Raw genomic sequence first — 12,860 nt, 5'->3', positions numbered from 1 at the left:
GAACCCGTGAATCAGGCCTTCGAGGCGATGCGCTGCCAAGCGTCGCGGGCCGTGACGATGGGGATGCCCTCATTGCTGTCCAGCGGCAGCAGATCGCGCCGGCCACCCGATGCGATCAGGCCAGCCGCGCCGGCCAGAGCTGCTGCCAGCACCTCGTCATCGTCAGGATCTGTGGGCACCACGCGCGGCACGCTGATAGGAGTGACCAAGATGGCCAGCATGCGCAAATCGCCAGCGATGCCATCCGGCGTTTGACCAGCCAAACGGTTGGCGAACTTTTCGTACAGCGGCAGCTGATCGTCAACGGCGAGGTGCTGGGGCGCTACGGGGCCACGGCGGACCACAGCTACGACGGCACGGTGTTCGCCCAGATGGGGACATTTTTCAAGTCAGACAGCGAGTTCAGTTTCGGGTACCAGCCGATCGATGGCAACTACCCGGCCGGCAGTCCGGGCACCTATGCGGTGGCCGCGGGGGACACGCTGCAGACGATCGCCAAGGGGGCCTATGGGGATGCGAACCTCTGGTACCTGATTGCGGACGCCAACGGGTTGTCGAGCAACGGGGACTTGCGGGCCGGGCAGGTGCTGACGATTCCCACTGCGGTGGGCAGTGCGAACAGCGCCAACACCTTCAGGCCTTACGACCCGAGCAGGATCACGGGGAATACGAGTCCGACCTTGATGGCGCAGCCGCAGGACAAGGGCGGCTGTGGGGCCATCGGGACGATCATCGTGGTGATCGTGGCGGTGGTGGTGGCGATCTTTGCGCCGGAGCTGATTCCGGCCATCGGCCAACTCGGCGGTGTGCTGGGTGGTGCGGCGTCGGCGGCCCTCGGCTCGGTGGCCAGTCAGGCGGTGGGGGTCGCCATCGGTGCGCAGGACTCGTTCAGCTGGAAGGGCGTGGCATTGGCCGCGGTCAGCGGAGGCATCTCGGGTGGGCTGAGCGGCGTGGACTTCACAGGGAGTGGCACCGTCAGTTCGATCGGCAATCGCATTATTCAGAGTGCTGCGGGCAATGCTTTGACCCAAGGCGTCGGTGTCGCCACCGGCCTGCAGTCGAGCTTCTCATGGCGCTCTGTAGCGGCCTCTGCAGTGAGCGCTGGCGTGGGTCAGGGGATCAATGAGGCCATGGGCTCCCGAGTTCGACAGTTAATCGCTGGCTGGGTGCTTCGACTCCAATATAAACAACGACTTAGCGCTCCATTTTCGATATTCTGGTAATGGCACGTTTTTCTATTTTCTATCCATTTCTACATTTATAGTGTGATCGATTAGAGTAGTGGCGTGTTCATCAAAGTCACCCGCTCCGGCCCGCGCCAATACGTCCAACTCGTCGAAGCCTATCGCGACGATTCCGGACGCCCCAAGCAGCGCACCGTGGCCACCCTGGGTCGACTCGACCAGATGGACAGCGGCCTCGAGTCCGTCATCTCCGGCCTGCTGCGTGTCACCGGTCAGCCCGTTGGCTCGCCTGCTACTTCACCCGCTACATCACCCGCTGTCTCACGCAGGCTGAGCGGCGCGTCTGGTGCTGCAGCGCAACCAGTCGTGCACTTCGAATCGGCACGCGACTTCGGCGACGTCTGGGCTCTCACGCAGCTGTGGAATTCGCTCGGCTTCGATCGTCTGCGAACGCTGTTCCGGCGCACCCGCCACACCATCGACGTCGAGGCCCTGATCCGCGTGATGGTGCTCAACCGCCTGTGCGATCCGGACTCCAAACTCGGCGTGCTGCGCTGGGTCGAGACCGTCAGCCTGCCCGGCATCATGTGCGAGTCGATCACCCACCAGCACCTGCTGCGTGCCATGGACGCGCTGGTCGACAGCCACGAGGAAGTCGAGGCGGTGCTCGCCGGCTTGCTGCGCCCGCTGGTCGATCAGGATCTGGCCATCGTGTTCTACGACATGACCACCATCCGTGCCAGCGGCCTGTCGCAGCAGGAAGGCGACTTGCGCCACTTCGGCATAGCCAAGGAAGGGCTCATCGCCCGCCAGGTCATGCTCGGCGTGGTGCAGACCGCCCAGGGCCTGCCGCTGTACCACGAGGTGTTCGATGGCAACACGGCCGAGGTGACCACGCTCAAGCCCATCATCGAGAAGATCGTGCAGCGCTTGCCCGTCAAGCGCGTCATTGCCGTGGCCGATCGCGGGCTGCTCTCGAGCGACAACCTGGCAGATTTGCAGGCCATCACTTTGCCAGGTGGGGGTCAGCTGGAATTCATCCTGGCCGTGCCAGGACGACGTTATGCGGACTTCATCGATCTGCTGGGTCCACTGCATGCGGCGCAGTGCGCCGATGCGCCGTCCGAGGTGGTCACCGAGACGCGCTGGAACGACTTGCGCCTGGTGGTTGCACACGATCCGCAGGTTGCGTTGGAGGCCGGTGCCAAGCGCGACCGGCGCATCGAGGCACTGGAGCAGCAGGCCGCGCAATGGACGGGCAAGCTCGATGCGCAGGACAGCGCAAAGGACAGCCGGAAAGACAGCAAAAACAACAGCGATCAGGCCCTCGTCAAAAAGGTTCGCGGCCGCAAGCTGTCTGACGGCGGTGCACGGGCGCGCTTCTATCACGAGGTGTGCGAGGCCCATCTGGCACGCATCGTCAAGGTCGATCTCAAGAGTGAGCTGTTCAGCTACGGCATCGATGAGCGCGCCCTGGCGCACGCGCGTCTGATGGACGGCAAGCTGCTGCTGGTGACCAATGTCGCCGATCTCGCGCCTGAGGATGTGGTGCGGCGATACAAGTCACTGGCCGACATCGAACGAGGGTTTCGAGTCCTGAAATCGGAGATTGAGATCGGACCCATTTATCACCGGCTGCCCGGACGCATCCGGGCGCACGCGGCAATCTGCTTCATGGCGCTGATCCTGTACCGGGTGATGCGCACCCGCCTGCACGCAAGTGACACGGCGCTATCACCCGAGCGGGCATTGGCACAACTGCGCCGCATTCAGCATCACCGCATCACTCTGAACGACAGCCAGCCGGTGGCCGGACTGTCGTCGGTCACCACACAACATGCCGCCATCCTGGCGGCACTGGACATCCCAAAACCCAATCTCGATACCCAACTGACCCTGTTGTAGTGGAGCGTTTGATGCGCGGCCCTATATGGATCAATACGTTACGCGTTTAACTGTCGAACTCGGGTGGGCTACAGCCCGGGCACTTCGGGCAACTTCGAGTTCGGCAAGAGTCTGGTGTCCGCGCTGGCTTCCAGCGCCATCGGGCAGGCCGTGCGTGGGGGCAAGATGAATGCGGCCACGCTGGCTTCGGACGTCTTTGGGAATGTGTTGGGGGACTCGGTTGCTGCGGCCAATGCGTCGATCGGCGTGCCGAAACAGGTGGGGGCCGATGAGCGGGCACGCATCTTTAGCGGGTTCGATGCAGGGTCGCCAACCTCGATGAGCACGCTGCACGACGGCTCCTTGATCAGCAATGCAGAAAACATGCGTCACATCGACCTCAACCGAGGCGCAATGTACGCAGAAAACAGCATTGGCGACCCTTCGAGCCCATTGGCTTTGGGCGACAGCGTCGACCCAGGCCATGTCGCGCCTAGCGGGATCTTGCCCGCGACGATCGTGCGAAGTGCTGACGACGAAGCGCTGGGCAACGATCTTTTGGACGACTGGTCTCAGGCAAGTAGCGGCGTCAGCACCGCGTGGCAAGCCTACTCTGGCGCGATGGCCGGTGAGTTCAATGCGGTCAAGGGCATTGTGCTGAGCGCGGCTACCTTGACCAACGATTCGGCTCTGCAACTTGGGAATTTCGCCACGGGCGGCCTCTTGAGTCGGACGACTTCAAAGGTCGAGCAGGCCAATTACCGGCAGAGCCAACGCACCGACGCATTGCTGGGCGGGTTGAAGTCGCTGTCGATCAATGCGGGTTTGACCGTCGTGGATCCAGCGGGACAAGCTTCACGGGCTTGGGACGCGGTGAGTGGCGAGGCGGGGCGCATCGGTGATGCGTACCGCTCGGGCAATGTGTACGGCGCCTTCGAGCGTGCGGCCAATGACGCAACGAATGTGATTGCGTTGGCAGCGCCGATGGTCGCGCCGGTTGCCAGGACTTTGGGGGCGATGGGGGAAGTTGGCGGCGCTGCAACGCGGATCGCGGTCGAGGACTTGGCTGCGTCGCGGACCGGGCAACTCGGGTATCAGCAGTTGACTCAATTCAATTATCAGTTGGGGGCCGCGAACTACGTCGTCCCTCCAATGCAGCGAGCGATTGGTTGGGCTGACGCGATCCCGGAAACTTCACCTTATGTCACTCGATACGATCCTAGCTTTCCAGGAAGGGCTGACCCTGCTTATACGATAGACACCAGCCGGTTCACCAGCGGGACGTCAACATCGGGCGCTGGCGGGGGATTGCGAAACTCGTCTCAATTCTGGAAAGCTTGGACCGACCAGATACCGCAATCTTTATCACCCGGCAATGCCATGCGAGCGGCAGACGGACTTGCTCCAAAGATTGATAGCACTTGGGTCAGCACTTTTCCGGAACATATGTCATTTATGGGGGATGCTTTGATTCATCATCACGTCGATTTCGGCGCCTATGCGTCGCCAGTACCTGCAGCGACTCACACCAGCTCGTCGGGAATATGGCATCTGCAGAGCATTGGGAACTAATCCGTTATGACTCCACTAACATTTGATCAGATCGATGCAGCACTTCGACGCAAGTACGGGGAAAAGGCGAATTCATTTCCAGACTACTACTCCGATTTATTACCTTCGCCATCGTCCGCTACTCAACTTTCCGACGTGCAGGCTGCAGTGCAACAGCTTGCTGGAAATGGCTGTCCGCCGGCATTCGAAGAAGTGCTCTCGCGATGGGATCTAACGAACCTCAATGTGGCAGGTTTTAGCTTCGGCTTCAAAGGCTCCTTCGCAGGGCGACTGTTGAGCAACAACCAGTGGGGTAATGCCAATAGTTGGTGGGATGACGCTTTCACAGAACGTCCAAAGACCTGGTTATTCATTGCGCAAGGCGACCCCTATGTGATTTTGCTCGACGTTCAATCCGGTGATGTACTCGCCTACCAAGCTGCAGATGGTGCAAATACAGCGGTGAAGATTGCCGGCGATTTTTCGACATGTCTTCGAATGCTGTCAACGGTGCAATTGCACAAAGCAGACTCAGCACTGGAATATCTAACGGTTTCCGACATAAAAGCTGCGGTGGGAGCGGATTGCGACGATCGCTTCTGGACTGAGCAAATTGATCACTGGACTCAGTTCAATTGAGTTGAATCGCCTAATCTCTGCAGGTCTACGCCTACGACGCGATGAACCGCCAGACGCTGGTGGATGCACAGGATGCAGCCGGCACCCTGGGTACCAACGGCCACGCCCTCGCCTACGACCTGGCGGGCAACCGCGTGAGCGATGTCAGCGCCGCAGGCAGCGACACCTACAGCTACGACGCCATGGAGCGCCTGTCCGGCAGCACGCACAACGGTGCGGCCGTGGACCGGCGTCTCTATGACGGGGCCAGTCGCGTCATCGCCAGCGGTGCGGTCAGCGGCCTGACCGTCGACAGCACCAATCCCGCGGTGTACGGGCGCACCAGCCAGTACGACGCCAACGGGCGCCTGGTGCACCAGAACATCTTCGCCGGCGGGGTCTGGAAGACGGCCGTCGACTACAACCAGTACGACGCTGCGGGCAACCTGCTGGGTTACCTGAGTGCGGACGTGGGCTCGTTGACCATGGCCAGCACCCTCAACACGCTGGAGCGCGCCGAGGGCTACCGCCAGAAGACCAGCATGACAGCCTCGCACGTGGTGGCCGGACCGGGTGCCGGCGGTGCCGGGCAGATCGGGGGCGTGGCCTATGGCTACGACGCCAACGGGGCGCTGAACTTCGTGGGGGACGCCGGGCAGATCAGCCAGCCGACCTTGCGCACGCACCGCTTCGTCAACGATGCCAACGGCAATGCGCTGTACGCCTACTACGCCAACGAGAACACCCCCGGCGAGCAGGCTTTCGTGCAGCGCCAGCTGATCGTCAACGGGGAGGTGCTGGGGCGCTACGGGGCCACGGCGGACCACAGCTACGACGGCACGGTGTTCGCCCAGATGGGGACATTTTTCAAGTCAGACAGCGAGTTCAGTTTCGGGTACCAGCCGATCGATGGGAACTACCCGGCGGGCAGTCCGGGTACCTATGCGGTGGCAGGATCACGGGGGAACACGATGGTTCGGAGTGCGGTCGATCCACATCCAGGGTCGCATGGTTCGCTCCTTTGCGCTGAGCGGCCATTGCGTGGAACGGATGCACCACCCCCCATTCACCGAGCGGCCGACAACGAAGGGCCAACGAAACCGCCGCGTTCGGAGCGAGACGCTCGAGTCAGAGCTTCTTTACCAACACCTGGCTCTTGCGATCCCAGTTGTACTTGCGCTTGCGCGCATCAGGCAGCCACTCCGGATTGACCTGCTCGAAGCCGCGCTTGATGAACCAGTGCATCGTGCGCGTGGTCAACACGAAAATGCTTTCCAGCCCCATCGCCTTGGCGCGCTGTTCGACACGCTTCAGGATGCGTTCGCCGTCGCCTTGCGATTGAACGCTGGGTGACACCGTCAGCGCAGCCATCTCGGCAGTGCGTGCCTCCGGGTACGGATACAACGCCGCGCAGCCGAAGATCACGCCGTCGTGCTCGATGACGGTGTACTGGCCGACGTCGCGCTCGATCTCTGTGCGGTCGCGCTTGACCAGCGTGCCGTCTCGCTCGAAGGGCTCGATCAGTTGCAGGATGCCGCCGATATCGTCTGCTGTGGCTTCGCGCAGCGACTCCAGCTTTTCGTCGATCACCATCGTGCCGACGCCGTCGTGCACATACACCTCGAGCAGCAGCGCGCCGTCGAGCGCGAAGGGCAGGATGTGGTTGCGCTCGACGCCGGCCTTGCAGGCTTTCACGCAGTGCTGGAGATAGAAGGCAGTGTCGGTTGGCCGCTGTGCTGGCGGCAGCGAGGCCAGCAGCTTTTCGGCGGCAGCGAGCGGCAGTTCGGTATCGATCGGGTTGTCTTCGCTCTCGGGCAGTTCGCTGTCCATGCGAATGCCCGGAACCTCGGTCAAGAAGATGAGCTTGTCGGCCTGGATCGAGATCGCCACGCTGGTCGCGACCTCTTCCATCGTGAGGTTGAAAGCTTCGCCCGTTGGCGAAAAACCAAAGGGCGACATCAGCACCATCGCGCCGAAATCCAGCGTGCGGCGGATACCGACCGCATCGACCTTGCGGACCAGCCCCGAATGCTTGAAGTCGACGCCGTCGACCACGCCCACGGGGCGGGCGGTGATGAAGTTGCCGGAGATCACACGCACCGTGGACCCGGCCATCGGCGTGTTGGGCAGGCCCTGGCTGAAGGCGGCTTCGATCTCGTAGCGCAGCTGGCCGGCGGCCTCCTGCGCTGAATCGAGCGCAACCTCATCGGTGATGCGCATGCCGTGCGAATACCTGGCTTCGTGCCCCTTGGCGCGAAGCTGCTCGTTGACCTGCGGTCGAAAGCCGTGCACGAGCACGACCTTGACGCCCATCGACTGGATCAGCGCCAGGTCTTGCGCGATGTTTTGCAGCTTGCCCGCAGCGATCGCCTCGCCTGCCAGCGCCACCACGAAGGTCTTGCCCCGGTGCGTGTGGATGTAGGGCGCCACCGAACGGAACCAGGGCACGAAGGTGAAATTGAAGACAGTGGACATGGGCGGGATTTGTGCGTATCAGGCGGCAAGAAAAGGATTCTCGATCAGCAGTCTGCCAAAGCGCTGACCATGCTGGCCGTCTTGCGACACCAGCACATCGGCATTGGCGCGCAGGGCGGCTTCGAGGATGAGCGCATCCCACCACGACAGCTGGTGCTGTCGCGCCAGGTTAGCTGCGGCAAGCACGCTGTCGGCGGTCGCGCCAATGACCTCAAACGCGCAGAGCTGGGTGATCTGGCTGGTGGCCTCGGCCGCGCTGAGCGGCGGCCTCAACTTGCGCGTGGTGACGTTGTAGAACTCCTGCAGCACCTGTGTGCTGATCACGACCGAATCGTCTTTGATGGCTCGCGCCAGCCGATCGATCGCGATGTTTTGTCGCGCCCGGTCACCGGCATCGACGGCATACACAAGGATGTTGGTATCGAAGAACGTGCTCATCAAGCGCTGGACGATGGCGAAGACGTCCCAGCCGGCGTAATGGCCGGCGCAATGGTCGGATAGGGCCGGTCATGCGCGTCGTCACGCGACCACTGCGCGTTTTCGCTGTTGGCCTTGCTGCGCCTCGCGGCCGCGATGAAGGCCTGTCCCGCGATTTGCTGGCGGTCCTTGCCTTGCGCGTAGTCAGCCAGGAATTCCCGGATGCGGGCGCTGACGGAAGTGCCCTCGTTGATAGCGCGGACGCGCGCCTGGCGCACAATTTTTTCGTCAACGGCAATGGTGAGATTCGACATAGGAAACTCCTTTGAGTCACACGAAAACAAGTGTAACACGTGACAATGTGAAATGCGACTGAAGTGAGATAATTGGCGATCTCATGAGTTCTCCTCCCGTCGCTCCCGCCAAAGCCAATCCCGTCGCCTCTGCCATTCGGTCGCCACTGAAGATCGAGTTCCCCGAATCGCTGCCGGTGTCTGCCCGGCGCGACGAAATTGCCGCTGCCATCGAGGCGAACCAGGTCGTGATCGTGTGCGGAGAGACCGGCTCGGGCAAGACCACGCAGTTGCCCAAGATCGCCTTGCTGCTCGGCCGCGGCAAGCTGAACAAGCCGCCGGGGCAGGGCAAGCTCATTGGCCACACGCAGCCACGACGGATTGCAGCCAGCTCGGTGGCCAAGCGCATTGCCGAAGAACTGAAGACGCCGCTCGGCGACGTGGTCGGCTTCAAGGTGCGGTTCCAGGACCGGTTGAGCCGCGACGCCTCGGTCAAGCTGATGACCGACGGCATCCTGCTGGCCGAGACGCAGACCGATCCATTGCTGAAGGCCTACGACACGATCATCATCGACGAGGCGCACGAACGGTCGTTGAACATCGACTTTTTGCTCGGCTACCTGCGCGAAATCCTGCCGCGACGGCCCGACCTGAAAATCATCGTGACGTCGGCCACCATCGACGCCGATCGCTTTGCGACGCACTTTGCGTCACGCAACGGGCCGGCGCCGATCATCTATGTCTCGGGTCGCACCTTCCCGGTCGAGCAGCGCTACCGGCCTTACGAAGAGTCGCGCGAGTACGACCTCAACAACGCGATCGCCGATGGGGTCGACGAACTCTGGCGCGATCCGCACCACGTCGGCGACATCCTGGTCTTCTTGCCGGGTGAACGCGAGATCCGAGAGGCGGCGGACTATCTGCGCGGGCATCTGAGCCACAGCCCGCTGATGCGCAATGCCGAGGTGCTGCCGCTCTTTGCGCGTCTCTCGCCGGCCGAGCAGGACCGCATCTTCGACGGCCACACCGGGCGGCGCATCGTGCTGGCCACCAACGTGGCCGAAACCTCGCTCACCGTGCCAGGCACGCGCTATGTCATCGATACCGGCACGGCGCGCGTCAAGCGCTACAGCTTTCGCAGCAAGGTCGAGCAGCTGCTGGTCGAGCCGATCAGCCAGGCGGCGGCCAACCAGCGTGCCGGCCGTTGTGGCCGTGTCGCCGACGGCATTTGCATCCGGCTCTACGACGAAAAAGACTTCGAAGGTCGGCCGCGTTTCACAGACCCGGAAATCCTGCGCTCATCGCTGGCGGGCGTCATCTTGCGGATGAAGTCGCTGCGGCTGCGCGACGTCTCGGAGTTTCCGTTTCTCGAAGCGCCATCGCCGCGCGCGATTTCCGATGGCTATCAGCTGCTCAACGAGCTGGGCGCGGTCGACGACAACAACGAATTGACCGCGACCGGTGCCGAGTTGGCGCGCCTGCCGCTCGACCCGCGTGTCGGCCGAATGATCCTGGAGGCACGGTCACGCGGCGCGCTCGAAGAGGTGCTGGTCATTGCGTCGGCCCTCAGCGTGCAGGACGTGCGCGACCGGCCGATGGAGGCGCAGCAGCAGGCCGACCAGGCACACGCCAAGTTCGACGACGAGAAGAGCGAGTTCAGCGGCTACCTCACGCTGTGGAAGTGGCTCGGCGATGCGCGTGGCGGCAATGCACCGATGACGCGCCGGCAGATGCACGGCAGTGAGGCGAAGCGGCCCAGCGCCGCCGTGCTGTCGATCGCCCAGCGCATGGCCGCGCCGGCAGCGGCGAGCGCCGCGGAGGTCGCTCCGACCCACAAGCTCAGCAACCGCCAATACGAGCAGTTGCTGCGGCAGAACTTCGTCAACATACGGCGCGTTCGCGAATGGCGCGACACGCATTCGCAACTGCTGACGGTCGTTACCGAGCACAAATGGCCACTCAATCCGCAGCCGGCCAGCTATGACGCATTGCACCTGTCGATGCTGGCCGGACTGCTCGGCAATATTGGCTGGAAAATGGAAGATCCGTCAGCGGGTTCAGGACAGTCCGGCGACTACCTGGGCGCGCGGGGCATCAAGTTCTATCCGCATCCGGGCGCGCACCTGCGCAAGAAGCCGGGCCGCTGGATCGTCGCCGCGGAGCTGGTTGAAACCACGCGACTTTTCGGTCGAGGCATTGCCAACATCGAACCGCAATGGCTGGAAGAAGTCGGTGGTCATCTGCTGAAAAAGCAGCTGCTGGATCCGCATTGGGAAAAAAAGGGCGCGCAGGTGTCCGCCTTGGAGCGGGCGACTTTGTACGGCCTGGTGGTGTACAGCGGTCGGCGCGTCGACTTCACCAAGGTCGACCCGGTGGCGGCCCGCGAAATCTTCATTCGCGAAGCGCTGGTCGGCGGGCAGTGGGAGAGCCGGTTTCCGTTTCTGGTCGCCAACCGCAAGCTGGTGCGCGAGGTCGAAGGTCTGGAGCACAAGGCGCGCCGGCAGGACGTGCTGGTCGATGACGAACTCATCTACGCGTACTACGACGCGCAGTTGCCGGCCGACGTGGCGAGCGGCATCACTTTCGAAAACTGGTACCGGCACGCTTCGCACGATCAGCCGCGCCTCTTGTACCTTACGCGCGACGAACTGATGCGGCACACGGCCGCCGGCATCACGACGCAATCGTTTCCGCCAACGGTGCGGCTGGGCGGTGTCGATTGCGCGGCGACGTATCTTCACGAGCCGGGCGATGCGAAAGACGGGCTCACCGTCAGCGTGCCGCTCTTCGTGCTCAACCAGGTGAGCGAAGAACGCTGCGAATGGCTCGTTACCGGCATGCTGAAGGACAAGATCCAGGCACTGCTGAAAAGCCTGCCGCAGCGTCCGCGTTCGCGCTTGGTGCCGCTGCCCGCCACGGCTGAAAAGCTGCTCGAAGCGTTGTCGGTGCCTGAGGTGTTCGGTGCCGGCTCGCTGACGGATGTGCTGCTGAAGCGCGTGCGCGACATGACCAGCATCGATGTGATGCGCGCCGACTTCAAGCTCGACATGCTGCCGCCGCACCTGTTCATGAATCTGCGGGTGGTCGATGAGCATGGACGCCAACTCGGCATGGGGCGCAACCTCGGCGCACTGAAGGCAGAGTTGGGCGCGCAGGCGCGTGGCGCGTTCCAGGCGTTGGCCGGGCTCAACGTGAAGGTCACGACGGCGCCGGATGCTGCAGATGCGCAAGCCGGTGCCGACAAGAAGCCAACGGGAAAGGCCGAGCCGGGCACACGCAGCAATGCGACGCCCGCACCATCGCTGCCTGCAGGACAGCGCTACACGGCATGGACTTTCGGCGAGCTGCCGGAGTTGATGGAAGTTCGGCGCGGCTCGCAATCACTGATCGGTTTTCCGGCGTTGCTGGATGCCGGCGACGCAGTCACCATCGAGGTCTTCGACGAACCAGCAGTGGCAGCGTCCAAGCACCGTGCCGGCTTGCGTCGGCTTGTGGCGCTGCAGCTGAAAGATGCGCTCAAGTACCTCGAAAAGAACATCCCTGATTTGCCGAAGATGGCGGTCGCCTACATGTCGCTTGGCACTGCCGACGAATTGCGGTTGCAAATCATCGAAGTCGCGCTCGATCGGGCGTTCCTGCAGGAGCCGCTGCCGACCGACGAGTTCGCCTTCAAGCGGCGCATCGAAGAGGGCCGCGGCCGCCTTACCTTGATTGCCAACGAAGTGGCACGGCTGACGGGCATCATCCTCGTCGACTATGCGGTGGCGGTACGCAAAATCAAGGACACCAAGGTGCAGCCCGACGCAACGGCGGACGCCGCGCAGCAATTACAACGGCTGATGGGCAAGCGCTTCCTGGCCGACACGCCCTGGCCGCAATTGCAGCACTTCGCGCGCTACCTGAAGGCCATCACCTTGCGGCTCGACAAGTTGCGTGCCGACCCGGCCCGCGACGCCGCCAAGCTGGCTGAACTCAGGCCGCAGGAACAGCGCTACTGGCGCCTGTTTGCCGAGCGCAAGGGGGTCACCGACGAGCGTATGAGCGAATTTCGATGGCTGCTCGAGGAGTTGCGCGTCAGCTTCTTCGCGCAGGAACTCCGAACGCCGCAGCCGGTGAGCATCAAGAGACTCGACAAGGCCTGGACGCAACTGCATACGTGACGCCAAGTCGTTCAATGCAGGATCGAGCGCGCGCAAAAAAGCCCGCCGGAGCGCGCTTCAGTGTCTTAGCGAGCCGCCTTCATATGCGGCCCATCAGCAGCAGCACGATGACGACGATCAGCACCAGGCCCAGGCCGCCGCTCGGGCCGTAGCCCCAATTGCGGCTGTGGCCCCAAGTAGGAAGGGCGCCGACCAGCAGCAGGATGACGAGGACAAGCACGATGAGCGAGACAGACATGGGGTTCTCCGAAGGGCATTAAAAAGAGTCCCTATGTTCT

At 62.8% G+C, this 12,860-nt stretch carries 11 protein-coding genes; 6 read left to right on the top strand and 5 right to left on the bottom strand.

The genetic code is table 11. From position 1 onward, the window contains the following. Positions 1 to 11 precede the first annotated feature (11 nt). Positions 12 to 221, bottom strand: coding sequence for a hypothetical protein (locus H7F36_RS18165; protein WP_187052119.1), 210 nt, complete (start codon positions 219 to 221; stop codon positions 12 to 14). Positions 222 to 251: 30 nt separating this feature from the next. Between H7F36_RS18165 and H7F36_RS18160 the strand changes: the two genes are divergently transcribed. From H7F36_RS18160 to H7F36_RS18140, 5 genes are all read left to right on the top strand, one after another. Next, complete coding sequence (locus H7F36_RS18160; protein ID WP_187052118.1) at positions 252 to 1,223, top strand: LysM peptidoglycan-binding domain-containing protein; 972 nt, start codon at positions 252 to 254, stop codon at positions 1,221 to 1,223. Positions 1,224 to 1,286: 63 nt separating this feature from the next. Further along, complete coding sequence (locus H7F36_RS18155; RefSeq protein ID WP_187051250.1) at positions 1,287 to 3,089, top strand: IS1634 family transposase; 1,803 nt, start codon at positions 1,287 to 1,289, stop codon at positions 3,087 to 3,089. A 63-nt stretch (positions 3,090 to 3,152) separates the two neighbouring features. After that, positions 3,153 to 4,640, top strand: a complete 1,488-nt coding sequence (locus H7F36_RS22060) for a hypothetical protein (RefSeq protein ID WP_222620397.1) — start codon at positions 3,153 to 3,155, stop codon at positions 4,638 to 4,640. A 6-nt stretch (positions 4,641 to 4,646) separates the two neighbouring features. Then, positions 4,647 to 5,258, top strand: coding sequence for a hypothetical protein (locus H7F36_RS18145; RefSeq protein WP_187052117.1), 612 nt, complete (start codon positions 4,647 to 4,649; stop codon positions 5,256 to 5,258). Between the two features lie 41 nt (positions 5,259 to 5,299). Further along, positions 5,300 to 6,448, top strand: a complete 1,149-nt coding sequence (locus H7F36_RS18140; protein ID WP_187052116.1) for a hypothetical protein — start codon at positions 5,300 to 5,302, stop codon at positions 6,446 to 6,448. On the opposite strand, the gene argA is transcribed toward H7F36_RS18140, so the two are convergent. From argA to H7F36_RS18125, 3 genes are read right to left on the bottom strand one after another with little or no spacing between them, the layout of a single operon-like run. After that, positions 6,366 to 7,712, bottom strand: a complete 1,347-nt coding sequence (gene argA, locus H7F36_RS18135; protein WP_187052115.1) for an amino-acid N-acetyltransferase — start codon at positions 7,710 to 7,712, stop codon at positions 6,366 to 6,368. The genes H7F36_RS18140 and argA overlap by 83 nt on opposite strands. 18 nt (positions 7,713 to 7,730) lie before the next feature. Then, positions 7,731 to 8,150: a PIN domain-containing protein gene (locus H7F36_RS18130; protein WP_187052114.1), complete on the bottom strand. Its 420-nt coding sequence runs from the start codon at positions 8,148 to 8,150 to the stop codon at positions 7,731 to 7,733. After that, positions 8,150 to 8,443: a hypothetical protein gene (locus tag H7F36_RS18125; protein WP_187052113.1), complete on the bottom strand. Its 294-nt coding sequence runs from the start codon at positions 8,441 to 8,443 to the stop codon at positions 8,150 to 8,152. Before H7F36_RS18125 ends, H7F36_RS18130 begins: the two co-directional genes overlap by 1 nt. 83 nt (positions 8,444 to 8,526) lie before the next feature. Here H7F36_RS18125 and hrpA point away from each other — a divergent pair, with 83 nt between their 5' ends. After that, a complete protein-coding gene (gene hrpA, locus H7F36_RS18120) occupies positions 8,527 to 12,582 on the top strand; it encodes an ATP-dependent RNA helicase HrpA (RefSeq protein ID WP_187052112.1) in 4,056 nt (1,351 codons plus the stop codon). A gap of 79 nt (positions 12,583 to 12,661) precedes the next feature. Here the strand turns inward: hrpA and H7F36_RS18115 are convergent, their stop codons facing one another. Next, a complete protein-coding gene (locus tag H7F36_RS18115) occupies positions 12,662 to 12,820 on the bottom strand; it encodes a DUF3309 family protein (RefSeq protein WP_187052111.1) in 159 nt (52 codons plus the stop codon). Positions 12,821 to 12,860: the final 40 nt, after the last annotated feature.

Origin of the sequence: Variovorax sp. PAMC28562 (assembly GCF_014303735.1) — a bacterium.
Taxonomy (GTDB): Bacteria; Pseudomonadota; Gammaproteobacteria; order Burkholderiales; family Burkholderiaceae_C; genus Variovorax.
Note: the sequence above shows the minus strand (reverse complement) of the source record. Positions and strands in the feature narration are given on the sequence as shown.

Coding starts and splice junctions, on each gene's coding strand:
- H7F36_RS18165 (WP_187052119.1), bottom strand. CDS start 221: ATGCTGGCCATCTTGGTCACTCCTATCAGCGTGCCGCGCGTGGTGCCC.
- H7F36_RS18145 (WP_187052117.1), top strand. CDS start 4,647: ATGACTCCACTAACATTTGATCAGATCGATGCAGCACTTCGACGCAAG.
- H7F36_RS18140 (WP_187052116.1), top strand. CDS start 5,300: ATGAACCGCCAGACGCTGGTGGATGCACAGGATGCAGCCGGCACCCTG.
- argA (WP_187052115.1), bottom strand. CDS start 7,712: ATGTCCACTGTCTTCAATTTCACCTTCGTGCCCTGGTTCCGTTCGGTG.
- H7F36_RS18130 (WP_187052114.1), bottom strand. CDS start 8,150: ATGAGCACGTTCTTCGATACCAACATCCTTGTGTATGCCGTCGATGCC.
- H7F36_RS18125 (WP_187052113.1), bottom strand. CDS start 8,443: ATGTCGAATCTCACCATTGCCGTTGACGAAAAAATTGTGCGCCAGGCG.
- hrpA (WP_187052112.1), top strand. CDS start 8,527: ATGAGTTCTCCTCCCGTCGCTCCCGCCAAAGCCAATCCCGTCGCCTCT.
- H7F36_RS18115 (WP_187052111.1), bottom strand. CDS start 12,820: ATGTCTGTCTCGCTCATCGTGCTTGTCCTCGTCATCCTGCTGCTGGTC.